This window comes from Bradyrhizobium sp. CSA112 (genome assembly GCF_029051645.1).
Classification (GTDB): Bacteria; Pseudomonadota; Alphaproteobacteria; order Rhizobiales; family Xanthobacteraceae; genus Bradyrhizobium.
On the sequence record NZ_JAACFS010000001.1, the window covers coordinates 814,553 to 840,454 of the forward strand.

At 62.8% G+C, this 25,902-nt stretch carries 33 protein-coding genes and 1 pseudogene; 21 read left to right on the top strand and 13 right to left on the bottom strand.

Features of this window, described 5'->3' with window-relative positions:
- Window positions 1-86 precede the first annotated feature (86 nt).
- Window positions 87-953, bottom strand: a complete 867-nt coding sequence (locus GWE18_RS04000; RefSeq protein ID WP_275184473.1) for an NAD(P)-binding domain-containing protein — start codon at window positions 951-953, stop codon at window positions 87-89.
- A gap of 111 nt (window positions 954-1,064) precedes the next feature.
- Between GWE18_RS04000 and GWE18_RS04005 the strand changes: the two genes are divergently transcribed.
- The 3 genes from GWE18_RS04005 (at window position 1,065) to GWE18_RS04015 (ending at window position 3,172) form a co-directional block, all read left to right on the top strand.
- The gene (locus GWE18_RS04005) at window positions 1,065-1,427 is read left to right on the top strand and encodes a helix-turn-helix domain-containing protein (protein ID WP_275184474.1); all 363 of its coding nucleotides are present in this window, start codon (window positions 1,065-1,067) and stop codon (window positions 1,425-1,427) included.
- A 204-nt stretch (window positions 1,428-1,631) separates the two neighbouring features.
- Complete coding sequence (locus GWE18_RS04010; protein ID WP_275184475.1) at window positions 1,632-1,772, top strand: hypothetical protein; 141 nt, start codon at window positions 1,632-1,634, stop codon at window positions 1,770-1,772.
- A 134-nt stretch (window positions 1,773-1,906) separates the two neighbouring features.
- A complete protein-coding gene (locus GWE18_RS04015; RefSeq protein WP_275184476.1) occupies window positions 1,907-3,172 on the top strand; it encodes a spondin domain-containing protein in 1,266 nt (421 codons plus the stop codon).
- A 964-nt stretch (window positions 3,173-4,136) separates the two neighbouring features.
- Here GWE18_RS04015 and GWE18_RS04020 read toward each other — a convergent pair.
- Both GWE18_RS04020 and GWE18_RS04025 read right to left on the bottom strand, forming a co-directional pair.
- Entirely contained in the window at window positions 4,137-4,535 is a 399-nt protein-coding gene (locus GWE18_RS04020; protein WP_275184477.1) for a VOC family protein, read from the bottom strand.
- 216 nt (window positions 4,536-4,751) lie between these two features.
- Window positions 4,752-5,162: an Rrf2 family transcriptional regulator gene (locus tag GWE18_RS04025; RefSeq protein ID WP_275184478.1), complete on the bottom strand. Its 411-nt coding sequence runs from the start codon at window positions 5,160-5,162 to the stop codon at window positions 4,752-4,754.
- Window positions 5,163-5,291: 129 nt separating this feature from the next.
- Between GWE18_RS04025 and GWE18_RS04030 the strand changes: the two genes are divergently transcribed.
- Window positions 5,292-6,170: an NAD(P)/FAD-dependent oxidoreductase gene (locus tag GWE18_RS04030; protein ID WP_275184479.1), complete on the top strand. Its 879-nt coding sequence runs from the start codon at window positions 5,292-5,294 to the stop codon at window positions 6,168-6,170.
- A 157-nt stretch (window positions 6,171-6,327) separates the two neighbouring features.
- On the opposite strand, the gene GWE18_RS04035 is transcribed toward GWE18_RS04030, so the two are convergent.
- The 3 genes from GWE18_RS04035 to GWE18_RS04045 form a co-directional block, all read right to left on the bottom strand.
- Window positions 6,328-7,347 (bottom strand): calcium-binding protein, encoded by a 1,020-nt coding sequence (locus GWE18_RS04035; RefSeq protein WP_275184480.1) that lies wholly within the window; start codon window positions 7,345-7,347, stop codon window positions 6,328-6,330.
- A 201-nt stretch (window positions 7,348-7,548) separates the two neighbouring features.
- On the bottom strand, window positions 7,549-8,031 hold the full coding sequence (locus GWE18_RS04040) for an RES domain-containing protein (protein ID WP_275184671.1): 483 nt from the start codon (window positions 8,029-8,031) through the stop codon (window positions 7,549-7,551).
- A complete protein-coding gene (locus GWE18_RS04045; protein WP_275184481.1) occupies window positions 8,028-8,462 on the bottom strand; it encodes an antitoxin Xre/MbcA/ParS toxin-binding domain-containing protein in 435 nt (144 codons plus the stop codon). The genes GWE18_RS04040 and GWE18_RS04045 overlap by 4 nt, the downstream gene beginning before the upstream one ends.
- A 205-nt stretch (window positions 8,463-8,667) precedes the next feature.
- On the opposite strand from GWE18_RS04045, the gene GWE18_RS04050 reads away from it, so the two are divergent.
- Window positions 8,668-9,882 carry an MFS transporter gene (locus GWE18_RS04050; RefSeq protein ID WP_275184482.1) on the top strand — a complete coding sequence of 405 codons (1,215 nt, stop codon included), beginning with the start codon at window positions 8,668-8,670 and terminating at the stop codon, window positions 9,880-9,882.
- Between the two features lie 46 nt (window positions 9,883-9,928).
- Here the strand turns inward: GWE18_RS04050 and GWE18_RS04055 are convergent, their stop codons facing one another.
- The 3 genes from GWE18_RS04055 to GWE18_RS04065 are packed head-to-tail and all read right to left on the bottom strand — an operon-like array spanning window position 9,929 to window position 11,626.
- Window positions 9,929-10,426: a peptide deformylase gene (locus GWE18_RS04055; protein ID WP_275184483.1), complete on the bottom strand. Its 498-nt coding sequence runs from the start codon at window positions 10,424-10,426 to the stop codon at window positions 9,929-9,931.
- A gap of 44 nt (window positions 10,427-10,470) precedes the next feature.
- Window positions 10,471-11,172: a class I SAM-dependent methyltransferase gene (locus tag GWE18_RS04060; protein WP_275184484.1), complete on the bottom strand. Its 702-nt coding sequence runs from the start codon at window positions 11,170-11,172 to the stop codon at window positions 10,471-10,473.
- On the bottom strand, window positions 11,162-11,626 hold the full coding sequence (locus tag GWE18_RS04065) for an Rrf2 family transcriptional regulator (protein ID WP_275184485.1): 465 nt from the start codon (window positions 11,624-11,626) through the stop codon (window positions 11,162-11,164). The genes GWE18_RS04060 and GWE18_RS04065 overlap by 11 nt, the downstream gene beginning before the upstream one ends.
- 169 nt (window positions 11,627-11,795) lie before the next feature.
- Here GWE18_RS04065 and GWE18_RS04070 point away from each other — a divergent pair, with 169 nt between their 5' ends.
- Both GWE18_RS04070 and GWE18_RS04075 read left to right on the top strand, forming a co-directional pair.
- A complete protein-coding gene (locus GWE18_RS04070; RefSeq protein ID WP_275184486.1) occupies window positions 11,796-12,254 on the top strand; it encodes a RidA family protein in 459 nt (152 codons plus the stop codon).
- 6 nt (window positions 12,255-12,260) lie between these two features.
- On the top strand, window positions 12,261-13,157 hold the full coding sequence (locus GWE18_RS04075; RefSeq protein WP_275184487.1) for an alpha/beta hydrolase: 897 nt from the start codon (window positions 12,261-12,263) through the stop codon (window positions 13,155-13,157).
- A 117-nt stretch (window positions 13,158-13,274) separates the two neighbouring features.
- On the opposite strand, the gene GWE18_RS04080 is transcribed toward GWE18_RS04075, so the two are convergent.
- Both GWE18_RS04080 and GWE18_RS04085 read right to left on the bottom strand, forming a co-directional pair.
- Window positions 13,275-13,778, bottom strand: a complete 504-nt coding sequence (locus tag GWE18_RS04080) for a cupin domain-containing protein (RefSeq protein WP_275184488.1) — start codon at window positions 13,776-13,778, stop codon at window positions 13,275-13,277.
- A 76-nt stretch (window positions 13,779-13,854) separates the two neighbouring features.
- On the bottom strand, window positions 13,855-14,532 hold the full coding sequence (locus GWE18_RS04085) for a VOC family protein (protein WP_275184489.1): 678 nt from the start codon (window positions 14,530-14,532) through the stop codon (window positions 13,855-13,857).
- Window positions 14,533-14,677: 145 nt separating this feature from the next.
- Here GWE18_RS04085 and GWE18_RS04090 point away from each other — a divergent pair, with 145 nt between their 5' ends.
- From GWE18_RS04090 to GWE18_RS04100, 3 genes are all read left to right on the top strand, one after another.
- Entirely contained in the window at window positions 14,678-15,223 is a 546-nt protein-coding gene (locus GWE18_RS04090; RefSeq protein ID WP_275184490.1) for a MarR family transcriptional regulator, read from the top strand.
- Window positions 15,224-15,286: 63 nt separating this feature from the next.
- Window positions 15,287-16,264: an SDR family oxidoreductase gene (locus GWE18_RS04095; protein ID WP_275184491.1), complete on the top strand. Its 978-nt coding sequence runs from the start codon at window positions 15,287-15,289 to the stop codon at window positions 16,262-16,264.
- Window positions 16,265-16,301: 37 nt separating this feature from the next.
- Window positions 16,302-17,000, top strand: a complete 699-nt coding sequence (locus GWE18_RS04100) for a GNAT family N-acetyltransferase (protein WP_275184492.1) — start codon at window positions 16,302-16,304, stop codon at window positions 16,998-17,000.
- Between the two features lie 32 nt (window positions 17,001-17,032).
- On the opposite strand, the gene GWE18_RS04105 is transcribed toward GWE18_RS04100, so the two are convergent.
- A complete protein-coding gene (locus tag GWE18_RS04105) occupies window positions 17,033-17,488 on the bottom strand; it encodes an SRPBCC family protein (protein WP_275184493.1) in 456 nt (151 codons plus the stop codon).
- Window positions 17,489-17,594: 106 nt separating this feature from the next.
- Here GWE18_RS04105 and GWE18_RS04110 point away from each other — a divergent pair, with 106 nt between their 5' ends.
- The 9 genes and pseudogenes from GWE18_RS04110 to GWE18_RS04150 form a co-directional block, all read left to right on the top strand.
- Complete coding sequence (locus GWE18_RS04110; protein ID WP_275184672.1) at window positions 17,595-18,680, top strand: adenylate/guanylate cyclase domain-containing protein; 1,086 nt, start codon at window positions 17,595-17,597, stop codon at window positions 18,678-18,680.
- A 75-nt stretch (window positions 18,681-18,755) separates the two neighbouring features.
- Entirely contained in the window at window positions 18,756-19,109 is a 354-nt protein-coding gene (locus tag GWE18_RS04115) for a metalloregulator ArsR/SmtB family transcription factor (RefSeq protein ID WP_275184494.1), read from the top strand.
- A 3-nt stretch (window positions 19,110-19,112) separates the two neighbouring features.
- Window positions 19,113-19,646, top strand: a complete 534-nt coding sequence (locus GWE18_RS04120; protein WP_275184495.1) for an SRPBCC family protein — start codon at window positions 19,113-19,115, stop codon at window positions 19,644-19,646.
- A 49-nt stretch (window positions 19,647-19,695) separates the two neighbouring features.
- The gene (locus GWE18_RS04125; RefSeq protein WP_275184496.1) at window positions 19,696-20,445 is read left to right on the top strand and encodes a DUF899 domain-containing protein; all 750 of its coding nucleotides are present in this window, start codon (window positions 19,696-19,698) and stop codon (window positions 20,443-20,445) included.
- Window positions 20,442-20,738, top strand: a complete 297-nt coding sequence (locus GWE18_RS04130; protein ID WP_275184497.1) for a hypothetical protein — start codon at window positions 20,442-20,444, stop codon at window positions 20,736-20,738. The genes GWE18_RS04125 and GWE18_RS04130 overlap by 4 nt, the downstream gene beginning before the upstream one ends.
- 66 nt (window positions 20,739-20,804) lie before the next feature.
- On the top strand, window positions 20,805-21,215 hold the full coding sequence (locus GWE18_RS04135; RefSeq protein WP_275184498.1) for a GFA family protein: 411 nt from the start codon (window positions 20,805-20,807) through the stop codon (window positions 21,213-21,215).
- Between the two features lie 186 nt (window positions 21,216-21,401).
- Window positions 21,402-22,118 (top strand): IclR family transcriptional regulator, encoded by a 717-nt coding sequence (locus tag GWE18_RS04140; RefSeq protein ID WP_275184499.1) that lies wholly within the window; start codon window positions 21,402-21,404, stop codon window positions 22,116-22,118.
- Between the two features lie 123 nt (window positions 22,119-22,241).
- Window positions 22,242-23,102, top strand: coding sequence for an NAD(P)H-dependent oxidoreductase (locus GWE18_RS04145; protein WP_275184500.1), 861 nt, complete (start codon window positions 22,242-22,244; stop codon window positions 23,100-23,102).
- Between the two features lie 123 nt (window positions 23,103-23,225).
- Window positions 23,226-23,360 (top strand): annotated as a pseudogene (locus GWE18_RS04150) (Lin0512 family protein); the annotation flags it as partial.
- Window positions 23,361-23,378: 18 nt separating this feature from the next.
- Here the strand turns inward: GWE18_RS04150 and GWE18_RS04155 are convergent.
- Entirely contained in the window at window positions 23,379-23,945 is a 567-nt protein-coding gene (locus GWE18_RS04155; RefSeq protein WP_275184501.1) for a putative glycolipid-binding domain-containing protein, read from the bottom strand.
- A 180-nt stretch (window positions 23,946-24,125) separates the two neighbouring features.
- Between GWE18_RS04155 and GWE18_RS04160 the strand changes: the two genes are divergently transcribed.
- Window positions 24,126-24,476 carry a Lin0512 family protein gene (locus GWE18_RS04160; RefSeq protein WP_275184502.1) on the top strand — a complete coding sequence of 117 codons (351 nt, stop codon included), beginning with the start codon at window positions 24,126-24,128 and terminating at the stop codon, window positions 24,474-24,476.
- An 87-nt stretch (window positions 24,477-24,563) separates the two neighbouring features.
- Window positions 24,564-25,898, top strand: coding sequence for an amidohydrolase (locus GWE18_RS04165; RefSeq protein ID WP_275184503.1), 1,335 nt, complete (start codon window positions 24,564-24,566; stop codon window positions 25,896-25,898).
- The last annotated feature ends 4 nt before the right edge of the window (window positions 25,899-25,902 follow it).

The following is a 25,902-nucleotide window of genomic DNA, read 5'->3' on the forward strand; positions in this document are numbered from 1 at the left end:
CGCACGGAATGGCCGCCGTTCTCACAAGGCTGTCTCGTATCGGCAGCTTTCATGGTCTCAGTTCTCAGCGCAGGCCGAATGGCGCCCTAGAGACGAAGGATCTTGATGAGGGCGGCATGCTCTTCGGGGCCGTAGCCAGCGTCGATCGCGCGCTTGAAAAGGGCGGCGGCGAAGGCCGGCACCTCGTGATTTATACCCGCTTCGTGTGCTTGGCGGACGAGGCGAATGATGTCGCTGCCTGAGGTCTTCAGCGAGCTTTCCGGTGAGCCGTAGTCATTCGTCTGGATGACTTCGCCCAAATGCCTGGCTTCGGCGCCAAGGATCGGAGAAATGTTCGCCAGCAACGCGCCGTAAGCGTCGACGCGCATTCCTTCTGCCTCCAGGATGAGAGCGCCGTGGCAGAGGCCGATCCATTGACCCATCAGATAAGAGAGCACGGCGGCCGCCATCGCAGACGCCTCACCGATCGCCTCGCCTGTATGGCTTAGACCACCGGCGAGCACCCGGAGATCCGCTTCCACGCGGCCGAATGTCTGCGTTGGCCCCGAGACGAGGATCGCCGTTTCGGCGCCGCCGATCTGGCTTGGCCAAGCCAGGATCGTGCCATCGAGATAACTGATGCCGTTGGAGCGGGCCCAGGCGGCACCGTCGCGCGCCTCATTGGGCGTGCCATTGCCCAATTGGACCAATGTACGCCCTCCAAGCGCCGCTGCGGTTTCCGGCGCTTCGAGAATATCGCGTGCGGCTTGATAATCGGATACGCATATAATTGTGATCGGGCTTGCAGCCACGGCAGCAGACGCGCTTTCTGCGAGCGCTGCCCCCTCGGCGGTCAGCGCCGCGGCCTTGGCAACGCTACGGTTCCAGACCGTCACGCGACGGTCAGCGCGCATCAAGGCGCGCGCCAGAGCCGATCCCATCTCGCCGAGGCCAATGATTGTTGCGTCGCTCATGATCTTATTCCCTTTGATGCCACGGCAGTCTTCGCCGCAAGGCACAGATCGGGTACAGTCTCCTTCAAATCAATTACTTACATAAATGTAGCCACTTACCAGGAGGTTCGTGTGAAAACCGAAACGACTAAGCGAGCAGGCGCTTGCGGCCTCAACGACGCGCTTGGCGTCATCGGCGGCAAGTGGAAATCGACGATTCTTTGGGATCTGCACCTTCGGCCGGTTCGCTTCGGCGCGCTTCGCCGACGCGTGCCCGGGATCAGCGAAAAGGTTCTGTTCGAGCAGCTTCGCCAGTTGGAGGCTGCCGGCGTCGTCCGGCGTGACGCATTCGACGAAGTCCCTCTGCGCGTCGAGTACTCGCTGACGCCGGCTGGCGCGTTGCTCAACGATGCAGTGCACGCCTTGGCCGAGTGGGGCACAAAATATGCCTCAAAGCGAGATCAGGCGGTCGCTCTTGTCGAAAGCGCGGCGTGATCTATGAGGGTCGTAGCGAGCGTAGTTTGGATGCCGTCCTACGGGCCACGCGCTGTCATTCCATTTCCTGCGCATATGCTAGAAGCCGGCGCGCAGAAGGCCGCTAATGCTTCGTATTGCGCAAGCCTCGGGCATCCTATGCCGCGAGAATGCGGCCCATACCCTCCCGCTGTTTGACATCTTGAATCAGAAGGATGCTTTCAGGTGCGCGCGCTTCGGGACTGCGTGATGTTTCTTCAGGCGCAGAAACTCGGCCTGGTGGTGTTGACCGCGAATGTCGGCGACTACGATATCCTGCTCCAACTCGTCCCGGCGGGGCGGGCGCTGTTCTACCGCCAGAAATGAGGCCGCGGCCGAACTCAGACCGTCCTGAGGTGTAAGCGCAAAGATCGTCGCCACGCCGGCTGCTGTAGCATCCCGCTGATCATGGCACGCATTGCGATAGGTCAGTCAGGTTGTATGCCGCAATGCCATTGTGAATGGACGTGAGCTATTGTCATTTGATCCGATCGAAGGCACTGACTAGTGGAGTGATCCTCTGGGGGCCTTGCAGTCAAGGGGAGGCGTCCATGACTGATCTCAGGGTCACGATCAAAAATACCTCCGACAGCGGCGGCACGTTTTTGACGCCGGCCTGGCTCGGCTTCCACGATGGAAGCTTCGATCTGTTCAACGTCGGCGAAGCGGCTTCGCCGGGGCTCGAGCAATTGGCCGAGGACGGCGCCGCCGCGATACTTGGCAATGAGCTCGTCGCCGCAGATGCCGACGGACAGGGTTTGATTGTCCCCGGCGCCGCCGGCCCGATCGCGACGCAGGAGACCACCTCGGCCATCCTCGACGTCGACGGTGTCTCCAATCCCTTCGCCAGTTTCGGATCGATGATTATCCCGTCGAACGATGCGTTCATCGGCACGGATGAGGCGTTGCGGCTGTTCGATGCCCAGGGGCGCTTCCTCGGCGAGACGACAATCACATTCGCGGGCAAAGATGCTTACGACGCCGGCACCGAAGTAAACACCGAACTTGACGCGGCCTTCATCAACCAGACCGCGCCCAACACTGGCGTGGATGAGGGCGGTGTCGTTCACCTCCATCCCGGATTCAACGGCTCTCTGGGCAACCCGGTCGGCGAAGGCGACCAGATCATCCTCGGTGGCTTCAATGAGGCCGGCGAGTTCATTGATCCGATCGCGGCCGACTTCACCCGTCCCGGCGCCCAGCTCGCTGAAGTCCACATCAACACGGTTCGCTTTCGGGAAGGAACGGACGACCGCGATCTGATCATCGGCCGCGGAGACGATGACCTTGTCACGGCGGGCGGGGGTGACGACACGGTGTTTGGTGGCGCTGGCTGGGATGTTGTCGATGGCGGCACCGGCGATGACTGGATTTTTGGCGGCCGGGGCGACGACCAGCTCAATGGCGGCGCCGGCGATGACAAGATCTTCGGCGGCCCGGGCGACGACCTGATTGCCGGCGGGGAGGGCAACGACTGGATAGCGGGCGGTGGGGGGGCCGACACGTTCATGTTCCAGGGCGGCGACGGCAACGACGCGATTGTGGGGTTCGGCAAGGACGACCAGATCGCACTCAATGTCGAGGGCGTCGACAGCTTCGAGGACGTGCTTGCGCACGCGACACAACGCAATTCCGGCGTCGTCATCGACTTCGGCGACGACGGCAGCATTTTCCTGCCAGGAGAGTCGGTCCGTGGTCTTTCGGCCGATAACTTGCTGTTCGCCTAGATGTCGTCCGGGCATCGACATTATGCCGATGCCCGTATGGGCCGGAGCACTATTCACTCGGGGTGGGCACGCAAAGCGCGCCCACCGCACAGGACGCCAAGCGCGTAGAGCGGAATAGCTTAGCCGAAGGCGTAATAGACCGTGTTGGCTCACTGGGACGAAATGGCAAGCGGGATTTTGCGCGGCGAATGTCGCAGTTGGAATTGCAGTGACAGTGCTGGAGATTGCAACAGCGACTTAAGACCACGTTCACTCGGTCCCGCTTCATGCATACGCAATCCAGCGCTGCTATGGACTGCATCGCTTCGCTAGCGACAAGAAAGTTGGCTTATCGAGCGCGACAAGCTTGGCGTGACAGCAAATTAATTCTGATTTTCAAAGGCCGGTCTCATCGGTACTGCGGACACCGATGGACGTAGTCCCAGGGAATGTCATATACGCACGTGAAGCGGAGATCGTCTGACGTTTTTGGTGGCGGAGCCTCCACGACCGGTCGGTCGACCTCATTCGGCAGACCATAGAAGACGCCGCCGCCTGCCGGCCAGAAGCCAGTTACTCCCCGATGATGGTGATGGGGATGGTGCATCGATCGGTTGAACGTTGGGAAAGCCGGGCGCGGCGGAGCAACTCCCGGACCGTGCGCTACTCCCGGATCGGCAAATGCCTCGTTCGCGCCAAGGACAAGCGCGACCGCACTGAGAGAGGCGATAAACGTCGTTCTATAGGTCATGGCACTCACCCACTCGTAGGTTACTGGGCAGCATTTCCCAAGACGCTAAGCCGTGCCTTTCGTGCCCGCAAAGGCATACTTAATTTTTAGTTAAGGCGTAATCTTAATGGAGCGACGCACTCCGGATCATACCGCCGTTCGCCGGCCACGACACACCGCTTTGGGTCACTTGTGCGGCATCTAGCGTTTCTTCGTCACGCCTGGTCGGGCGGGAACGCTCGGAAGTTCTGGCTGTCAGGGATTAGGATTCCAGCCACCGCTGCCGTACTCGCGGGTAATAATTTCGAGGAGATGTCCGTTCCGCTCCTTGAAGTATATGCCACGCCCGCCGTCGTGATGGTTGATCTTGCCCGGTTGAGTTTGTCCAGGGTCGGCCCAGTGGGGAAGCTCCCGTTCCCGGATCCTGCCGAAGATCTCGTCGAACTCGCTTTCGCTGGTCAGAAACGCATAGTGCTGCGGAGTAATGTCGCCATCGACATTCATGTAGTCGAGGTTGGCGCCGTTTTCGGTGGTCACCATGTAAAATGGCCCCCATCGCCGTGGGGCCGGGAGACCGAGCATCTCGGCCAGGAATGTTGCCGATGCCTTGCTATCGTGGGTCGAAAGGATCGTATGATTGAAGTGGATGGCCATGGCGATCTCCCGAAACAGAAAGTTTCATCGTTCTGCGGCGTGGAGCTGATTTAACCGGGTTGCAAGCCATATCGTTCCAGCGACGAAAGTTGGACGCGGGATCGCATGACGGTGGCGGAGCCCCGCGCTGAAAATGCTGTTCCCTGCGGATGCCAGGACAGTTGAGGCCATGCAAAGCGCTAGTAATGCCGGTTGCCCGGAACGCGCCGCCGCAGCCTAGCCCTTTCCCGGCAGCAATTGGTCGAGCGTAATTTTCGAAAGCGCTTGCTCAAAGCGGGCTGCGGCTTCGGACAATGCGCACGACAAAGCGCGGTTGGCGGAACGTTCGACAACGCATTTGGGATGATCGTCGCTGGTGGCTATCGTGAAGGGTGATCCCGGCTCGAACGCCTTGTAGATATTCAGGAACGTGATCTCGTGAAGCGGCCGCTCGAGCTGCCATCCGCCTTTCGGCCCCCGCTCGGAAGAGACATAACCGCCTTCACGGAGCGCGCCCATGATACGTCGGACGACGACCGGGTTGGTGTCGAGCATCGCAGCGATCGTCTCGGATGTCGCTGTGCCCTCGTTGAAACTCATGTGGACCAGCACATGAGCAACGCGGGCGAGCCTTGTGTCCTTGCTCACGTCGGTACCTCGCCTGATGTCATCGCAGGCTAGACCGCTTCGCCTGTTATCGCAACAGACACAGTAACAAATTCGTTGACGTCTTCCCTATATCGTACTAGTAACAGTTGCGATTAGCGGGAGATCAGCATGCACTTTGATGTCATCATTATTGGCGGCAGTTTCGCAGGGCTGTCGGCGGCGCTTCAACTGGGCCGGGCGCGCCGGACCGTGCTCGTCATCGACGCGGGGGAGCGACGCAACCGCTTTGCATCGGCCTCTCACGGTTTTCTGGGGCGCGATGGCGTTGCGCCGGGCGAGATCATCGCCGAAGCGACAAGCCAGTTGGCGCGCTATGTAACCGTCGCAACCCTGAAGGGCTCCGCGTCAAACGCGGGACGAGCGGAGGAGGGGTTTTACGTCGAGACGCACAGCGACACCTTCCATGGCAAGCGCCTGATACTTGCCGCCGGCGTCGTCGATATCCTGCCTGATATCCCGGGCCTCGCTGCTCGATGGGGCAGGTCGATCTTCCACTGCCCTTATTGCCACGGTTACGAACTCGAACGCGGCCCGATCGGCGTCCTGGCCACCAGTGCGTTGTCCATGCATCATGCCATGATGCTGCCCGACTGGGGTCCAACCACGCTTCTGATCAACGACAGCTTTATTCCCGACGAAGCGCAATTGTCAGCTTTGGCCGGGCGGGGTGTCTCGGTGGAGGAGGGGCGCGTCCGGCAGATATTCGGTCAGCGCCCGACCGTTGAACTCGCAAATGGCCGCACCATTGAATTCGCCGGCATCTTCACGCTTAGCCGGACCGTGGGAGGGCCGATTGCCGAACAGCTTGGCTGCGATTTGAAGGAGGGACCGCTTGGAAAATTCATCGGGGTTGATGAGCAGCAGCAAACGTCAATTCCCAAAGTATTTGCCTGTGGCGACGTTGCGCGTGTCGCCGGATCGATAGCGCTCGCAGTATCAGACGGAACCATGGCCGGCGTGGCCGCCCATCGATCCCTCATCTTTTGATGTCAGCTCGAAGGGTGGATTGGCCCAACGGGTCCGCGCGAAGCGCGGCCCGACGGGCGTATTCCACCACATGCTCTCATCAAGTCGAGCTGTGTGCCGCGTTCAACCGCGGCAATGGCCATCCTGCCATTCGATATTGAGAAAGGCGTTGCGCAGCCTATGCCAGTCGGCGCACCTCGGGAGCCCGGGCCAGACCGATCATGCGGCTTTCGCCTTTGATCTCGGCCGTCGTTCCGTCGGCAAATGCCAATGTCACGGGAGGGTACGGGCCGAGATGGAGCGTGATCTGATCCGATCCATCGCTGAAGGAAATCGTGGCCGTGCTGCCGGAAACCTCGACCTGCATCTTGTCGGCCGTCAATCCCTCTCCCAGTCTGAGGGTGGTGTCGCCACCGGCGTAAACCGTGTCCTTGCCGTCTCCGGCCGAGAACAGAACTGTGGAGCCGCGGTTGGCGAAGATCGTGTCATCTCCCGTGCCGCCAGACGCAACAGAGCCGTTATCGACCCTTAGCGTGTCGTTGCCGGAACCACCGTCGACGAAGCCCTCGCTCGACGCGGAGATCCGGTCATCGCCTTCGCCACCGCTCGCACGGCTATTGGACCATACGCTGATCACATCGTTGCCGGCGCCGCCATCGACCTGGCTTTCGGACCACGCATCGATGGAATCGTTGCCGTTGCCGCCAAGGACGACGGTATTGGACCAAGCTCGTATCGTGTCGTCGCCATCGCCGCCGTGCGCAGCGCTGTCCGACCAGATATCAATCTGGTCGTTTCCGGCCCCGCCGTAGACGGCGGATTCAGACCAGGCCCGGACGGCGTCGTCGCCGGCGCCGCCGTCCACCACGCTGCCCGACCACACATCGACCGTGTCGTTGCCGTCACCGCCATCAACAAGGCTCTTGCTCCACCCCGAAAGCCTGTCATGGCCGTCGGTTCCGCTGACGTGGGTCATGCCGAGCTCCTGAAGACGAAGCAGGAAGGCCTGTACGACCGGGGAGAGACCGATGCTGCTTGTCGTCTTCTCCGCTGCGGGATCGATGGCGGGCGCGTTCGTGGCGACCGTATTCTGCTCTACGGCTGGACTGGTTGGACTGGACCAGGGGAATCGAGGCGGCGACGGCGGTTGAAGGATCCTCAGCGTCAAATCCCAGGAGCCCGGGCTTCCGATCTGCATGACTGTTTACTCCCTTCTGGGTATACAACCTCTGGTGTTGTCCGGTATTTTTTGCCCGAGAAGAATTAATGAGGTGTCAAAGCAAAACTGACATGTTGTGAGCGTGGTCAATCTGCCGCAGGCGAGGTGGGGATGATGACACCTGCAGATTGTAGATCGAGAGCCGCTTTCGCTAACCCGCCCGACGCCGCCGGCAGCGGGTCACCGCCCGTAAAGCCGTTCATCCCACCACACCGGCTCGGGCAGCGTGTGCTCGATGCCCTTGGCATCGGGGTGGGCCGGGTTGATCAGGAAATTGCGCTCCAGCCGCGCCGGGAGTGAGGGGACGATCAAGAGCGCCGAACGCTTCTCCTCGTACCATTGCTGGCCGAATGTCTTGCAGATCGTCTCGTTCCGCGAATCCCAGCCGGGATGCGCCGCGGTCTGGAAGGTCTCATACGAGACGCCGTTTGGAATCGTGATCTCGATGAAGTGCTGATTGGCGGGCATCACCAGATTGGCATGGACCAGCTTCTCCAGCATGGCGGTGGAATAGTGCTCGGATGCGTAGATCATCGGGCTCGTGTGCGTATTCCACCGGCCCGGATAGAGCCGCGCGCCCTCAGCATCATACACCGGGTAAGCGCCGTCCGGGTCCCCGATGCGATAGCATCTCAGAACGCGATCGCTCTTCTGCACGCTCAGACGCCGCCGCTATACGCCGCGCGGCCCATCAGGTTGATCACAGCATCGGCGCCGGGGCCGGTCGCCAGGGCCACTTCGAGCGGAGCCTTGTCGTCCAGCATCGGGTGCGGCCGCTCGAGAAAAGCGCGGACCTTGGCTTCGTCACGGAAGACATCAATCCCGAAGGCGAACACCTTGGCGACGCGGGCGAGGCGGTCGCTTTCCTCGATGGTCAAAAGCTGCTTCTGCTTGCGCCGGCGTTCGAGCGTCGGCTTGGGCACGACCCGATAGGTGAAGCGGCGGACATCGTTCGGGCTGACACGGCCCGCGAATTTGTCGAGCGCCGAGACCGGCAGGCCCTTCTCGACGGAGTAGGCCAGCGTGAGCGTCGTCTCGGTTTTCTTTTGTTTGACGCCGAGAAGTTCGGCGGCGGTTGCAGCCTGGTAGCTCATTTAGCCTCCGGTCAAGTGAGGCAAATATATGCCTCATATGAGGCTCGGTCAAGGTCGGCGGAACCCTCGTTCGCAAGCAAGAGCGGGACGCCGTGCTGCTTCACACATCCATCGCAAAAAAGTGAGGCGGCATGGTCGTCGGTCTGTAGCTTTTGGCCCATCCCGTTCGTCTTGCACCCAGAGACAGACAAAGTGGAGACCAGGAATGTCCAATTCTCACTATCGCTGGGTCATCGTCGCGGCCGGGGGCTTGCTCGGCTGCGTCGCGATCGGGGGCATGTTTTCGCTGCCGGTATTTTTGCAGCCGATCGCGCGGGATACCGGCTGGTCGGTCACGGGCATATCCAGCGCCATGACCATCGGCTTTCTCGCCATGGCGTTCACCAGCATGATCTGGGGCACCTTGTCGGACCGGCTGGGGCCGTTTCCGGTGGTGTTGACGGGCTCGGTCGTGCTGGCGGCGAGCCTGGGGCTGGCGAGCCTGGCGACATCCCTGGTCATCTTCCAGTTCATCTTCGGGCTGCTGGTCGGCGGCGCTACGGCCGCGATCTTCGCGCCGATGATGGCTTGCGTCACCGGCTGGTTCGATACCCATCGCAGCCTCGCCGTGTCACTGGTCTCGGCGGGCATGGGTATGGCGCCGATGACGATGTCGCCGCTCGCCGCCTGGCTGGTCTCGAACCATGACTGGCGGACCTCGATGCAGATCGTGGCGCTCGTCGTGGCCGCGATCATGATTCCGGTCTCGCTCCTGGTGCGCCGCGCGCCGGCGCTTGAGAGCGCGGCTGCCGCGCCGTTGAATGCGTCGGCGGAACCGGACATGACGCTCGCGCAGGCGTTGCGGTCGCCGCAATTCATCATCCTGCTGCTGACAAACTTCTTCTGCTGCGCCACGCATTCGGGCCCGATCATCCACACCGTGAGCTACGCCATCAGTTGCGGCATCCCGATGATCGCCGCCGTCACCATCTACAGCGTGGAAGGCCTCGCCGGGATGGGCGGCCGCATCGCCTTCGGCCTGCTCGGCGATCGCTTCGGCGCCAAGCGTGTGCTCGTGTTCGGCTTGCTGGCGCAGGCGTTCGGCGCACTCGGTTATGTCTTCGTGCGCGATCTCGCCGCGTTCTATGCAATCGCAGCGCTGTTCGGCTTCATCTATGCCGGCACCATGCCGCTCTATGCTGTCCTGGTGCGCGAGAATTTTCCGCTGCGGATGATGGGCACCGTGATCGGTGGCACCGCCATGGCCGGCAGCCTCGGCATGGCGACGGGACCGCTGGCCGGCGGTTTGATCTACGACACGTTCGCCAGCTACGCCTGGCTCTATATCGGTTCGTGGATCATGGGGATCGGCGCGTTCCTGATCATCCTGACGTTCCGGCCGATGCCGGTGGTTCGGGCAGCTGCGCCGGTGCCGGCATAAAGGCAGAGCAGGGCGGAATAGCAGAGCATATTCCGCCCAATCTGTCTCAGCCCCGCGAGAGCTTCTCGAAACGCTTTATCAACCGCTCACGCTTCAGGCGGGAGAGTCGCTGAATCCAGAACAGGCCATTGAGCTGATCGATCTCGTGCTGGTGGCAAATGGCACGCAGCCCGTCGGATTCTTCGGTGTGGGAGAGGCCGTCGATGTCGTGATAGCTGATCCGAACGCGCGCATGACGCCGAACTTCGTCATTAACCCCCGGCATCGAGACGCTGCCTTCCTGATGCACGATCATTTCCGGCGAGGCCCAAATGATCTCGGGATTGACGTAGGTGCGCGCGCCATCGATCGGGTCGATGTCGAGCACGACGACTCGTAAGGAAACGCCTATATGCGGTGCGGTGATCCCGATGCCGGGCGCGGCGTGCATCGTCTCGAGCAGATCGCTGGCCAGCTCGCGCAGCGCGTCGTCAAACACCGTCACTGGCAGCGCTGCGAGCGCAAGCCGAGGGTCGGGATATCGGACAATCGGACGGATGGTCATGATTGGTTGTTCGGCAACGGAACCAAGATTCAGACTATCACGCTTCACGCATACGCAATCCAGCCGCGCCAGGTAAAGGCGGCGTAGAACAATTCCACATCCCGGAATCCGGCCTCACGCAGAATTTGTGCGTCCTGCTCCGGACTGACCAGGGGCAAGCGCGCCTCGATCGCCGCACGCGCAGTGTTGGCCTGGTTCGGATCGGCGCCGGAGGCGATCGCATAGGCGGCATAGCGCGATAGCCATCGCGCACGCTGGCCATCCTGCTGCGGAAAACTGGAATGGGCAGCTACGAACGGCGCTCCGGGTCTGAGACGGCGATGAATTTCCTTGGTCGTCCGCCGCCGTTCGTCGACGTCCAGGAAATGCAGCGTAAGCAGACAGGTAGCGGCATCGAACGGCCCATCGGGCGCATCGTCGATATAACCCTGTTGCAACTGCACGCGCGCATTGAATGGCCCTAGCATCTGCTCGGCCAGCTTCAGCATCTCGGAGGCCGGATCGACGCCAACGAACCTCCAGTGCGGCTCTGCCTCCGCCAACGCCTTCAACTCCAGGCCGCCACCTGCGCCGAGCACGAGCACCCGCGCGTCTTGCGCGGCCTGCTCCGCCAGCAGGATACGGGTCATGCGGTGGAGGTCCGCAAAGCCGGGCACGAAGCGCGGCGGTCCATCCGCATATCGCGAGACCGCCTCAGGATCGGAGAAGTGGGCCAGCATGGCCTTGGCGGCTGCGTCATGATGCATGAGCGATCTCCAGGCGGTGGCGGTTGCGCCGGTCGCCCAGGCGCTTCTGAAAATCGGCGCTCAACATCGCAAGCGTCACGTCCTCAAGACGCGAGAGCAACAGCGCCTCCGCCTCGTCGAACGCGCGGTCGAGCGCGGCATTCACGGCCTGCTCGACAAGACAGCCGGGGGCTTCTGTTCTGTTTCCCATGGCGAACAGCGAAGGTTGGCCGAGCGCCTGATAGACATCCCGCAGTGATATCGTCGCGAGGTCGCGGGCGAGGGTCCACCCGCCGCCATGGCCTTTCTCCGATCGCACATAGCCCTGATCGCGCAGTCCGGACATGATCCGCCGGATCACCACGGGATTGGTATTCATGGCCCGTGCGAGCGCGTCGGAAGTCACCGGCTCCTTTCGCTCGGCCATGTGCAGCAGCACGTGGAGCACGCCTGAAAGTCTACTGTCCTGATTCATGTAACTATTGATATTGCATGATGGCATGGCAGGTCAAGTTGTGGTTTGCCGAAGGTGTGCGCTTCCTGACCATGCTGACGTTCCGGCCCGTACCAGCGGCGAACCATTTTCGTAGTGTCGGGTTCTAGACTGGACCGATCGGGGCGGGGCTCGTCTGCAGGAGACAGCGATGCAACTCGTCACACACAAGAAGATGAAAGGCGGCCGGTTGATGCCCTGGGGTAAGGGCACGGTGGTAACGGACACGAAGGGCTATGTCTTTCTGGCCGGCAACACAGCCACGTCGGAAAATTACGATCCTGTGAATGCCAGAGGCGGCGCCGCCGGCGATGCCAGCGCGCAATGGCGTTCCATTCTGACCAATATCAAATCGGATCTGGAAGAGCTCGGCAGCTCACTCGAACATCTCGTCAAGATCACCCAGTACATCAAGGGACCGTTTCCGGACGGCGGCGTCCTCAGCTCCCCGAATTTTCGTCTCGACGTCATGGACGATTTCTTCGCCGAGCATTGCCCGAAGCATTGCAGCTATAACAACCCGCCGCCGTCGGAGGTGATCGGGGTCGCGGCCCTTGCACATCCCGATCTCGTCGTCGAGATTGTCGCCATCGCCGCACTGCCGGACTGAGCTGCGATGTTCGAAGGCTTTACATCCCTCGAGATCGAAACCGGTGCGACGCAGATCTTCGCGCGTCGCGCGGGATCCGGACCTCCGGTTCTTCTGCTGCACGGCTTTCCCGAGACGCATGCGATGTGGCGGGAGATCGCCCCGCGTCTCGCCGCGACCAACACGGTGGTCTGCGCCGACTTGCGTGGCTATGGGCGAAGCGGCTGTCCCGCGAGCACAGCCGACCATGCGCCCTATTCAAAACGGGCGTTCGCGGCGGACATGCTGGCGCTCATGGACCGGCTCGGTTTTGCGAGCTTCGCGGTTGTGGGCCATGACAGGGGAGGCCGGGTCGCGCAGCGCATGGCGCTGGATGCGACCGGCAAGGTCGATGCGCTGGCCGTCCTTGATGTCATCCCCGTTTCCGAGGTGTGGGACCACGCCGATGATCGGCTTGCGCTTGCGTTCTGGCCGTGGTCGCTGTTGGCGCAGCCGTCGCCGCTTCCGGAAACCATCCTGATCCGTTGTGGCGAGGCGCTTGTCGTGGACGCGGCGGCGAACTGGGGCTCCGGGAACGCCTTCGCGGCGGATGTGCAGCGAGAATATGCTGACATGTTGCACGACGCCGCGCACGCGCACGCCATTTGCGAAGAGTACCGCGCCGCCGCCTCGATCGATCGTGATCACGACCGGCTGGACCAGGAAGCCGGACGGAAAATCGCCTGTCCCACGCTTGCGCTGTGGAGCGCGGCCGGCCCGCTCTCGAAATGGTACGAAAGCGAGGGAGGGCCGCTGGCAATCTGGCGGCGCTGGTCTGCGGATGTGAGAGGACGGCCGGTCGAAGGCGGTCATTTCTTTCCGGAAGAAAGACCGAAGGAGACGGCCGAGGCGCTGTCCACATTCCTGCGCAAGCCAAACGGCTGAGGGCCGCTAGCGATGTCAATTGCATGGCTTTACGGCGTGAACAGCAAGACGGCGAGGACACGATCGGAGTGGAGCAGGGCGGGGCTGCACGTCCGGCAGCCCCCGTTCATCCCTGTTTCACTGGGAAGCCTTGTCGACATGCTGCCCTACGAACGACGCGAGCGGCTGGCCGGTCTCGACGATATAAGTCGACAGCATCCGCCCCGTCTCCGGACCGATGTCGCGCGCATTATGCGGTGTCCGTGGCGGGATGAGGAAACCGTCGCCGGCGCGCAGGATGACGGTGGGACGTCCCTCGACCTTCATCTCGACTTCGCCGGCGATGATGTAGCCGACCTCTTCGCCGGGATGGACGTGCCATCCGGACTCGACGCCTGGGGGAATCTCCGTCTCCACCTGCACGATCTCGCGGCCGGGTATCGACGAGGGGGCACGCTGGATCACGCGCCGGGTGAGCTTGCCGGCAAGATCGTCGCGCGGCCGTTCGGATGCCGTCACGCTCTTGTCGCCGGCGGCGCCCGCCGCGGCGTCGTGCGCCAATGCCGTGCCGGCCGAAAGCGTCATGGCCAGCGCGAGCGTGGGAAGCGAAATGAACGAGAGGCTTTTGGATAGCGTACGCATGGTGAATCTCCTGTGGTGGGCTGCGCCGGTCACCGGCGGCGGGCGAGCCGCTGACGCCGGTGATCGCTTCGCCTGGTCATGCGGCCTGCTGCTGGCCGCTCTGTTCGCGGACGATGTATTCGGCGTACCAGTCCGGCCAGTTCACATCGTGCTGGCCGCCGTTGCGCTTCTCGTACTCGCCATGGGCGGCGGCCGCACGGCGCAGCGCGCTCGCGAGGTCGGCCGACGAGTTGAACGAGGTGCCGTCAGCATCGATGCGGCCAGGCAATCGCGCGGTGACTTCCTGCAGCAGCCAGCCATTGCCGTCGGGATCGCTGAACGAGGCATACGAACGGTAGCTGCCGCGTTCCGGATCCGGGCCGCTCAGCCGGACCCGCCCGAACAGATAGGGCTCGTCGGAGCCAACATGCACGTCGCCGCCGGCGTGAAACGCTTCACTGATCGCAACGCCACGGCCGAGCAATTCGTTACGGGCGGCCTCGATGTCGGAGACGATCAGGTACAGGCCCTGCGCGGAGCCGGGCGCGGCGGAGGTGACGTTCTTGCCGAAGATCACCGAGGCGTCGGAGCCGGGCGGGGTGAACTGGATCACGCGATAGTCGTCAGGGCCGGCGAAATCGGCGTCGAGCCGCCAGCCGAGCTTCGCGTAGAATTGCTTGGCGCGTTCGACGTCGGAAACGGGGATGACGACGATTTCGAGTTTCAGGTCAACGGCCGTCGCTTTCGAGGTCTGGTTTGCAGTGGTGGTAGTCATGGCGCTCTCCTTAATTAGATCGGATACGATATATTCGTGTGCGCTATAAATACCTCGGCAATCCGACTGTCAACCCTTCCGATTTAATCGGATGCGATATATATGGATGCGAGACTTCACATGTTCGTGTCGGAAAGGACGACCCATGAGACCGAATGACGGTCCCAAGTCCGGTTCAAGTACCGGTTCCAGGGACAATTCCCGAGATAACTCCAGAGACAATTCAAAGGGCAGCCAGAAGGCAAGGTCGCCGGCAGGCGAGCGGCGGCTTGGCGACTTCCTGTGCTTCGCGATCTACTCGGCTAACCTCGCCTTCGGGCGAGCCTACAAAAAGGGCCTCGATGAACTCGGCCTGACTTACCCGCAATGGATCGCGATCGTGGCGCTGTGGGAGCAGGATGGGCAAACGGTGAGCGAGCTCGGCGACAAGATGTTCCTGGAATCCAACACGCTGACGCCGATCCTGAAGAAGCTGGAACAGATGGGCTATCTGCGCCGTCAGCGCGATCCCGCGGACGAGCGGCAGGTGCGCATCAGCCTCACCGAGGCCGGCCGTCGGTTGCGCGAAAAGGGCATGCACATGAATCTGGTGGCGTCGACCGGGCTGAAGCCCGACGAATTCGTACGGCTGCAGGAAAACGTCGTCACGCTCCGTGACAATCTGATCAAGGCGACGGCGGAGGAAGCGTGACGATGCGCGCAATCGGCGCTTCGATGCGATCGGACACCGGCGGTGCGTGAAGGTGAGGTTACGATGAGTGGGGTGTCACACCAAGGCGCGCTTGCCGGACGTATCGCGGTGGTGACGGGCGCGACGCGCGGCGCCGGCCGCGGCATTGCTACCGCGCTCGGAGAGGCGGGAGCGACGGTGATCTGCACGGGACGCAGCAGCGCCCGCGCCGATGCATCGACGCGGTCGGACTATGATCGGCCCGAGACGATCGAAGAGACGGCGGAGCTTGTTTGCAGTCTCGGCGGCGTCGGCGTTCCGATCGCTGTCGACCACCTCGAACCGGCGCAGGTGGCGGCGCTCGCCGAACGTCTGCGCGCCGACTATAGCCGTATCGATGTGCTGGTGAACGATATCTGGGGCGCCGAACGGCTGAAGGGCGGGCCGGCCGAATGGAATATGCCAATCTGGAAGCTCGACCTGAAGAAAGGCTTGCGGCTTCTGCGGCTCGGCATCGAGACGCATCTGGTGACGTCGCATTATCTGTTGCCGCTGTTGGTCGCGCAGCCCGGCGGCCTGCTCGTCGAAGTCACCGACGGCACTGCCGACTACAACGCGCAACATTACCGGATCTCGGTGTTCTACGACCTCGTCAAGCAGAGCGTAAACCGTCTGGCCTTCTCGCAGGGCCACGAACTCACGCCGCACGGGGCCACAGCGGTGGCGATCACGCCCGGCTGGCTGCGCTCCGAGATGATGCTGGAGAATTTCGGCGTCACCGAAACGAATTGGCGCGAGGCGCTGACGGAGAGGGGAGGCGGCCGGCATCAGGCGCCGCCGGACTTCGCCCTGTCGGAATCGCCGCGCTATGTCGGCCGCGCTGTCGCCGCGCTCGCCGCCGATCCCGATCGCGGCAAATGGAATCAGAAGTCGGTCAGCTCCGGCGAGCTCGCGCGTCACTATGGCTTTACGGATACTGACGGCTCGCGGCCCGACATCTGGCGCTACACGGCCGAGGTTCGCGAGGGCGGCAAGGTGGCGGACCTGGCTGACTACCGCTAGCGTGATCGTACCATTGAATGGGAATGAAAGCAGTCTGATGTCTGTCCGCGACGCAAACCATCCGCTCGATTATCCGATCTGGACCGCGCTGACGACCACGCAGCGGGTATTGGCCGAAGGCGATGCCCGCGCGCGACGCTATCCGACGGAGATGACGCCGTTCGCCGCCATGCCGGATATATCCGCCGAAAATTTCGCCGCACTTGGCGCGCTGATGTCGCCGCAAGACATTGCCGTGCTGTTCACGCCGGACGCCGTGAAGCCGCCTGCCGAATTCAAGATCGTGCTCGCGGATACCGGCGAGCAGATGATCGGAACGCCGGTTGAAACGCCGGCCAACGGCGTCGATATCGTCACCCTCGGTGTCGACGACGTTCCTGCGATGATGGAATTGACCGCGCTCACCAAGCCAGGCCCGTTCAGCGCACGGACCCATGAACTCGGCACTTTTCTCGGCATCCGCGTCGACGGGCAGCTCGTGGCGATGGCCGGCGAGCGGATGAAGCCCGCTGAATACACCGAGATCACCGCCGTCTGCGTGCATCCATCCCATCGCGGCCGCGGCTACGGCCAGATACTGCTATCCGCCATCTCCCGCCAGATCGTGTCGCGCGGCGAGATTCCCTTCCTGCACGTCTTCACCAGCAATCGCTCGGCGATTGCGCTCTACCGGCGGCAGGGGATGGAAATCCGGCGCCGTCTCCACGTGACGGTGCTGAAGAAACAGGATGGATAGCCCGGCGATGCGCGCCTTGGCCGATACGATCCTTACGCATTGCGGGTGCCGTTCGGCCCCCGATCCGGCCCGGGATCCTGGCCGGCGGCCGCCTTGGTCAGCCTGTCGATATAATGGTCCCAACCCTTGGCGTGGCTGGCTTGCACCGACGCATTGGGCAGGCCGCTATGGGTCATGCGCAGCAATGTGCCGCCATCGTGCTCGATCAGGTCGATCTCGATCAGGCTTGATCCCGGCGGCACTTCCTCGTTGCCGTCCCAGCCAAAACTGTAGGCGAGACGATGCACCGGCACGACCTCACGAAACGCGCCGCGCGCAGTGGAGCTGCCGACGCCCTTCAAGAGATACAGCCCGCCCGGATGCATCTCCGTCACGGCCTCGCTGCCCATCCATTGCACGATCTTCTCCGGGTCCGTCAGGAAGGCGAACACGCTGGCGCGCGGCGCGGCGATCTGGGTCTCGCGCTGGACCACAAATGTTTCAGGCATCGAAAACCTCGCTCCTCGTTGGCATGACGGTGGCTGCAAGCATGTATATGCCTGCGCGGGGATTAACCAAGGGCTGATGATGACAATGAGTAGTCCCAGCCGGCCGATGCAACTGAGTTCGACGCTGACATGGCTGGTCGATGCCGCCAGCGCTTCGCCGGGCGCCGACCGGTTCCTTGCCGAACTCGGCTCGCGCTTGATCGCGGATGACGTGCCGCTGGCCGGCGGCGCGCTCACGCTCGCCGTGCCGCATCCGCTCATCGCTCGCCGCACCTGGCTGTGGCGTGCGGAAAATGGCGAGGTGATCGAGGCGGTGGGATTTGCTCCGGCGGGATTCGCAAGCGCAGGAAATTCGTCCGGCGGTGGCGGCCGGAGCTGGTTGACCGGGCTTTCGAGTGGTGCGGTGCATGAAGACACCGTTGGCCCGGGAGAAGGTGGGCCGGTGCTCGGCTGGATCGGGCCACACAGGTTCACGGAAGCGGAAACAAATCGGCTGCGTGATGCAGCCCGCTTTGCCGCCTCGCCGCTCGCCGCACTCTCGGCGCGCGCAACACTCTCGGCCGCACTCGAGGCCTATCTCGGCCGGCGTAGTGCGGCGCGCGTGCTGGCAGGGCCGCTGCGGCGTGAAGTCGGCGAGACCATTCGGGCGGTGTTGCTCTATGCCGATCTGCGCAGCTTCACCGCGCTGTCCGAGGCCGAGCCTCCCGCCGCCGTTATCGCCGCGCTTGGTGGCTGGTTCGATTGCATCGGCGGTGCCGTCCATGCCTTCGGCGGCGAGGTGTTGAAATTCATCGGCGACGGCGTGCTCGCCATCTTCCCGGTCAGCGACAAGCCGCGCGAAGCCTGCGACGCCGCGCTGCGCGCCGTTGCTTCCGCGAAATCCGGAATGGCGCATCTCGATACGACGCGGCGAGAGCAGGGGTTGCCGTCGCTGTCGTTCGGCGTGGCCCTGCATCTCGGCGAAATTCTATGGGGCAATGTCGGCGCGGCCGATCGGCTGGATTTCACCGCGATCGGGCCCGCGGTGAATCTCGCCAGCCGGCTGGAAGGCCTTTGCCGGCCGCTCGGGCGAACGGTCCTCATCTCCGGCGCGGTCGCTGCTGAAACAAGCGCAGCGCTGGTCCCCCTGGGAACGCACGCGTTGCGCGGTATCGCAACTCGCTGCGCCGTCTACACTTTGCCGGACGGCTAGGGCGGTCGGGGGCCCATCACGAAAACGTTAAACCGATCGGTTGACTATTCGAGTTGCGTGCCTATACTAAACCACATGGTTGAACATTCGGCACATCTCGACGCTGTTTTCCATGCCCTCGCGGATCCCACGCGCCGGGCGATGCTTGGACAATTGGCCGAACGCGAACTCACGATCGGTGAACTGGCGACCCCGTTCCACATGAGCTTCGCCGGCGCGTCGAAACATGTGCGGGTGCTGGAGAACGCCGGGCTTGTGACGCGCACGATCCGCGGCCGCACCCATCTGTGCCGCCTCGAGGCGGCGCGGCTTGCGGAAGCCGACGCGTGGCTCCGCCGTTACGAGCAGTTCTGGAACGCAAAGCTCGACTCGCTGGAAGCGCTGCTGCGTGCAGAAGACGAAGCGAAAGCAAAAAAGGTGAAGGAGTAGACAATGAATGCAACGACAAAGCCCGACGCCTATGGCGAGCTGATCGAGCCGACCACGCTCAGGATTCAGCGGCTTCTGCCCGGTCCGATCGAGCGGATCTGGGCCTATCTCACCGACAGCGACCTGCGCAGCAAGTGGCTGGCGGCGGGCGCGATGGAGATGAAGGTCGGCGCGCCCGTCGAGTTCGTCTGGCGCAACGCCGAGCTCAACGATCCTCCAAGCAAGCGGCCGGCAGATTTTCCCGAAGAGCACCGTATGCAGAGCCGGATCACCGAGCTCGATCCGATGCGCAAGCTTTCGATCGCCTGGAACAACAGCGGCGACGTGACGTTCGAACTGGAGCCGAAGGGCACCGGAGTGCTGCTCACCGTGATCCATCGTCGTCTGCCCGATCGCTCGACCATGCTCAAGGTCAGCGCCGGCTGGCACATGCATCTCGATGTCCTGGTCGCCCGCGCCAACGACAAGGAACCGGCACCGTTCTGGGATGGCTGGGCCCGCCTGCAGCAGGAATACGATCGCCGCCTGCCGGCCTGAATAGGTCGGCGTCTGCGCAACAAGCGTCTCAACAAACAGGAGGTTAGCTATGCAGATTCATGCCGTCTCAGCGCAGGAATGGGAGGCCGCGCGGCAAAAGTTGCTCCTGAAGGAGAAGGAGCTAACTCACGCCCGTGACGCACTGGCCGCCGAGCGTCGGCGGATGCCGTGGGTGGCCGTCGAGAAGAAGTATGAGTTCGAAGGGCCCAAGGGCAAGGCGAGCCTGCGCGATCTGTTCGACGGCCGCCGTCAACTGATCGTCTACCGCGCCTTCTACGAGCCCGGCGTGTTCGGCTGGCCCGACCATGCCTGCCGCGGCTGCTCCATGGTGGCCGACCAGGTCGCCCATCTCGCCCATCTGAACGCCCGCGACACCACGCTCGTGTTTGTTTCGCGCGCGCCGCAGACGGACATCGCGCGCCTGAAGGCGCGAATGGGATGGGAGATGATCCCCTGGTACACCATCACGGACAGCTTCGATGCCGACTTCGACGTCGGCGAATGGCACGGCACCAACGTGTTCTTCCGCGACGGCGACAAGATTTACCGGACCTACTTCATCAACAACCGCGGCGACGAGCAGATGGGAAGCACCTGGAACTACCTCGACATCACGCCGCTGGGCCGACAGGAGGTCTGGGAGGATTCTCCTGAGGGCTATCCGCAGACCCCGACCTACAAGTGGTGGAATTGGCACGACAGCTACGTCGAGGGCGCCGCGCCCGACAAGAGGTGGGTCGAGGTGTCGGATGCCGGAGAGGCCGCGTTCCGGAAGCAGAGCGCGAGTGCGAAGCCATGAGCCAAGGCTATTCCGGCGGATCCGGCGGCGGCGCCCCCCGCCGGAACGCCGCGGCGCGCAGGGCGGCCAATGGGCTCTATCTCGCGGCCGCGCCGACCTTCGCGACAATGGCGATACTGACGGGCGCGTTCGGCGGCGGATCGGCGGATGCGTTGTGTTCGACCGCGGGTGCGTCGCCTCTCGGTGGAATGGTCCCGATGTACTTGTTGATGAGTGCGTTCCATTTGGCGCCGTGGCTGAAGCTGATTTCCAGCCGCTCGCGGACGTCGCGGATCGGCATAAGCCGAGCGTGAGACGGACCGCGGCGCATTCGAAGGGGTCGTGGTTCACCCGTGTTGCTTTATCAAAGGAGAAAAAACTTGAGCGAGGCCTATACCGGTGGATGCGCCTGCGGCGCGATCCGATATGAAATCACCGCCGAACCGATCGAGATGAACGACTGCCAGTGCCGCCAGTGCCAGCGCAAGAGCGGCACCGGCCACGGCTCCTATTTGACGTTTCCGCGACCGGCCGTGAAGGCCGAGGGCGAAGCGAAACATTGGGACGTGGTCGGTGGCGGAACGATCAAGTCCCGCGCCTTCTGCCCAACATGCGGCTCACCGGTCTATCTGACATTCCCCGGCATTCCCGAGATATTCATTGTCCATGCAGGAAGCCTCGACGATCCCAGCCGATACAAGCCGCAAAAGGTCCTCTGGACCGCCGCCGGCCACGCCTGGGACCGTCTTGATCCATCGGCGCAAAAATTCGACAAAATGCCGCCGAGGTAAGAGGTGGGCCAAGTGCGCTTTTTTTGAAGCGCTTCCGCCGCTCGCCAACTCTTGCCTCCTCACTTCCGTGCAGGGGACACGCTTCGACAGAGACGATCGGAGCGCAAATATTCAACATAGCTGGACTTGTCGTCCGGATCCGTCACGCCAAATTAGTGCACAGTATCTGTCACCAATGAACGTGTGATGTCGGAAGTCAGGTTGATTCAGTCCATCGAGCGCGCAGCTGCGATCCTCGAAATCATTGCACAAGAAGGCGGCGCCGCACGGCTGCAGCACATTGCCGCGCAGGCGAAGCTCGGCAAGACGACCGCGCACAATCTTCTGAAGACGCTGGACGAGCTTGGCTACGTGCATCGCCGCGCCGGAGATACGCGTTATCATCTCGGCGGCCGCATTCTCAATCTGGCGCGGATCGCCGGAGACGACGGCTCGCTTCGCAGCCGCTTGCGGCCGGCGCTCGAGTCCGTCGCGAAGCGCACCGGAGAGATGGTCTATCTCGCCGTGCCGAGCGGTGACGAGGTCTATTATCTCGACGCGATCGAATCGGCCCACGCATTGACGGCAGGCGCTTGCCCCATTGGCGTGCGCGAGCCTCTGGAGGGATCGGCGGTCGGCCTCGTGTTCCTCGCCTTCATGCCCGGGCTCGGCAAGCGCGTCCTGGCCAACCGCGCCGACGCGCTCAGTCCGCACATCCTATCCGAGATCAAGACGGTGGCCACGCGCGGCTTCGCGCTCGATCTCGAAAATTACCAGCCGGGCCTCCACTGCGTTGCCATTCCCTGGCGTGAGGGCGGCGAGGTTCGTGCCAGCATCGGGCTGAGCGGGCCATCGGCGCGCTTGCCGCCGCAGGCGTTGACGGACATGGCCTGGATGATGATGAAGGAGGTCGAGCGCGCCTGAGTTCAGCATTGCTGAACATATGACGTTTCCGGAGGGTGATCGTTCGCGTTTGTGATTTTGCCCCACCATGTTGAAGCCATCGCGCCATCTGCGCGTTCCCAGGCCTCAACAGGAGCAACGTCTTTGAGCAACGTCCTTATCGTTCATGCGCATCCAGAACCGAAATCACTCACCAGCGCCCTGAAGGACCTGGCGGTCGAAACTCTCACCGAGCAGGGCCATACCGTGCAGGTCACTGATCTCTATGCGGCCAACTGGAAGGCGGTCGCCGATCGCGCCGATTTTCTCGAACAAACGCAACCGGACCGCTTCAGCTACGTCGCGGAGTCGCGTCACGCGTTCGCCGCCGGCACTCAATCGTCCGACGTTGAGGCCGAGCAGCAGAAGCTCCTCTGGGCCGACGCTGTCCTGCTGAGTTTTCCGATGTGGTGGTTCGGCATGCCGGCCATCCTGAAGGGCTGGGTCGACCGCGTCTTCGCTTATGGTTTTGCCTATGGCGTCGGTACCCATGGCGGCGAAAGGTGGGGCGATCGGTACGGAGAGGGTGCCTTGAGCGGACGCCGCGCGATGCTGTCAGTCACAATCGGCGGACGCGCGCCGCACTATGGCGAGCGCGGCGTGAATGGCCGGCTCGACGACCTGCTGTGGCCGATCCAGCACGGCATGCTCTTTTATCCGGGCATACGAGTCCTGCCGCCTTTCGCCGTCTATCAGAGCGACAGGCTGTCCGAGGCCGAATGGCCCGCGGTCGCCGAAGCCTATCGGCGCCGCATCACGGGACTCTTCAGCGACCGGCCGATCACGTACCGGAGCCAGAATGGCGGGCATTATGACGGTCAGCAGGTCTTGAAACCTGGTCTGGGAGCAGGCGAGACCGGGACGCGCATTCACCTCGTCCAGCCGGGCGATCCGAAGGAGGTTCTTGATGGTTCGGATCGTGCTGCCGCCGCTACGCGCGAAATAGAAGCTTGTTCGGGCTCATGACAGCGCAAGGCTCGTATGCTGCGCCGTTGGGCGTTTGACTTGACGTCGCGGCTGCGAGCGACGATGGAGAGAGGAGGCCTTCGCCGATCGATATCTTTCCCACGCCAACGACAAGAGGAAGCCGTGGCACGTGTGCGCTGTATCACCGAAATGGGCATGGGCGTCGACGTTCACGGATGCGATGCCACCAAGGCTGCCAAGCGCGCCGTATCGGACGCCATCCGCCACTCCAGCCTCGGCTTCTTCCGGATGCTGGGGAATGCTCGGGACTCTTCTTCAGGCGGGCGATACTCGTTCGAAAAGGTGCTGGTAGCGAAGCACCAAACCCAGATCATCCACCTCGAGGTCCGCCTCAAAGCCCGCCGAGACTCCGAGGTCCACGTAGCGTACCCGGTTCGGGCCGATGCGGTCGTACCTTTGACGGGAACGCTGCACCGTCATAGCCGCCCCGTCCACGAAGCAGGTGTCGAGCGTGTAACTCTCTCCTGCGCTGTCAGGCATTCGACGGATCGGGAACGTATTGCAAAAAGGAGTGACCGAGAGGTCCGGTTCCTCCGCGCCGTCGAGGTCAGTACGTCGTCGGCCATTGACACACCAGCCGCTGTCCGTTCGCTCGAGGTTGAGATGGGTTCGCCCGATCGGTCCCCATCGCTCGACGTCCAGTGATTGAGCCCGCCAGTCGGGCGTCAGCCTCCACCTATGGTCGAGCCGAAAGCCACGGTCCTCAACGCAGATCACGGTAGATTCCGCCACCACGGCGTCAGCGGAAATGCTGAGTTTCAGACGCTCCAAGCCGGTCACGTCGGTGCGTCGCCAGAACAGGATTTCGGGCTCACCCTGCATGTGCTTCCTCGAATTGAATCCGACCCCGGCGGAGAACGCTGGTCGCCACCGTTCGGTTCCTGCCGTCATTTCATCCCGGCGCTGATAGTCTCGGACCAGAGCCGGCAGATGAGTACTCGCTCGCTGAATCGCGGACGACTGATACGTATTTAAATCCACTCAACGATGGCAGGAAACACCATGGCACGTGTGCGCTGTATCACCGAAATGGGCATGGGCGTCGACGTTCACGGACGCGATGCCACCAAGGCTGCCAAGCGCGCCGTATCGGACGCCATCCGCCACTCCAGCCTCGGCTTCTTCCGGATACTGGGGAAGACCGCCAACGACATGTTCGTCGATGTCATGGTCGCCGTGCCCAATCCCGAGGCGGTCGACACGGCGGCGGTGGCGAAAGAGCTGCCTTACGGCACCAAGACGGTCACCGCGGTGAAGGGCGGGCTGGAAATTCCGGCCGAGCAGGGCAGCGATTCCATCCTGATCGCCAATGCTGCCGTGATTGTGAGCTTTGACGATGGCAAGCCCGGCTAGACTCCGTTTCTGACGTCGTTCAAGCTGCCGGCTCTGTCCCGCATGCGGCGATGAAGTCCGCAATGGGCAAAAAGGGGGAGTGCCACCATGAAGCGCCTTGCAAAATCCCTTATCGCCTCTGCCGCGTTGTGCGTCGCCGCCCTCTCACCGGCCTGTGCGGACATGGACGTCGCGCGCCTCAAGGCTGTGATCGAGACTTCGTTCGAGGCCGACTACCCAAAGCTCGACGCGCTCTACAAGGAGCTGCACGCTCACCCGGAACTTGCCTTTGAGGAGGTGAAGACAGCCGCACGGCTTGCCACGGAGATGCGTGCGCTCGGTTTTGAGGTGACCGAGAAGGTCGGTAAGACCGGGCTGGTCGCCATCTACAAGAACGGCGAGGGGCCCACCATCATGGTGCGCACCGAGCTCGACGCGTTGCCGATGGAGGAGAAGACCGGCCTCGATTATGCCAGCCGCGCCAAGACCGTCTGGAACGGCCGGGAGACGTTCGTGGCCCATAGCTGCGGCCACGACATCCATATGGCGAACTGGGTCGGGACGGCAAAGACGCTCATCGGCCTGAAGGACCAGTGGCGCGGCACGCTAATGTTCATAGCGCAACCGGCCGAAGAAATCGTGCAGGGCGCCAGGGCCATGCTGGCCGACGGCCTGTTCACGCGATTCAAGAAGCCCGATTTCGCCTTTGCCCTGCATGCCGGCGGCATCCCCTACGGCAATATCAGCTATCGCGTCGGCGTCGGCTCATCCCATGTCGACGGCCTCTACATCAAATTCCGCGGCCGCGGCGGTCACGGCGCGATGCCGCAGCGGACGATCGATCCCGTCATGATGGCGGCGCGCTTTATCGTTGACGTGCAAACCGTGATCAGCCGCGAAAAGGACCCGACCGAATTCGGCATCGTGAGTATCGGTGCGGTCCATTCCGGCACCGTCGGCAATATCATTCCCGACGATGCGTCGGTGCTGGGTACGATCCGCAGCTTCAAGCCGGAGGTGCGCGCCAAAATGCTGGCGGGGATCGAACGGACGGCGAAGGCGGTGGCCGCGATGTCGGATGCACCCGCGCCGGACATCAGGCTCGAAGAGGGCACCAAGGCCGTCATCAACGATCCGGCTGTGGTCGCGACCGCCGAGAAGACGCTGAAGGCTGCGTTTGGCGAGAAGCTGAGGCTGACACCGGCGAATACGACGAGCGAGGATTTCTCCGAATTCGCCGGAGCCGGCGTGCCGTCGATGATGTTCAATATCGGCGTCTACGATGCGGAGAAGTGGGTGGCGGCCAACAAGAGCGGAACGCCCTTGGCGGGCAATCATTCGCCGCAATTCGCGCCGGTGCCGAAGCCGACGCTGCAGACCGGCATTACGGCCATGACGCTCGCCGTGCTCAGCGCATTCGATCAGCACGCAAGAGGGAAATGACCGA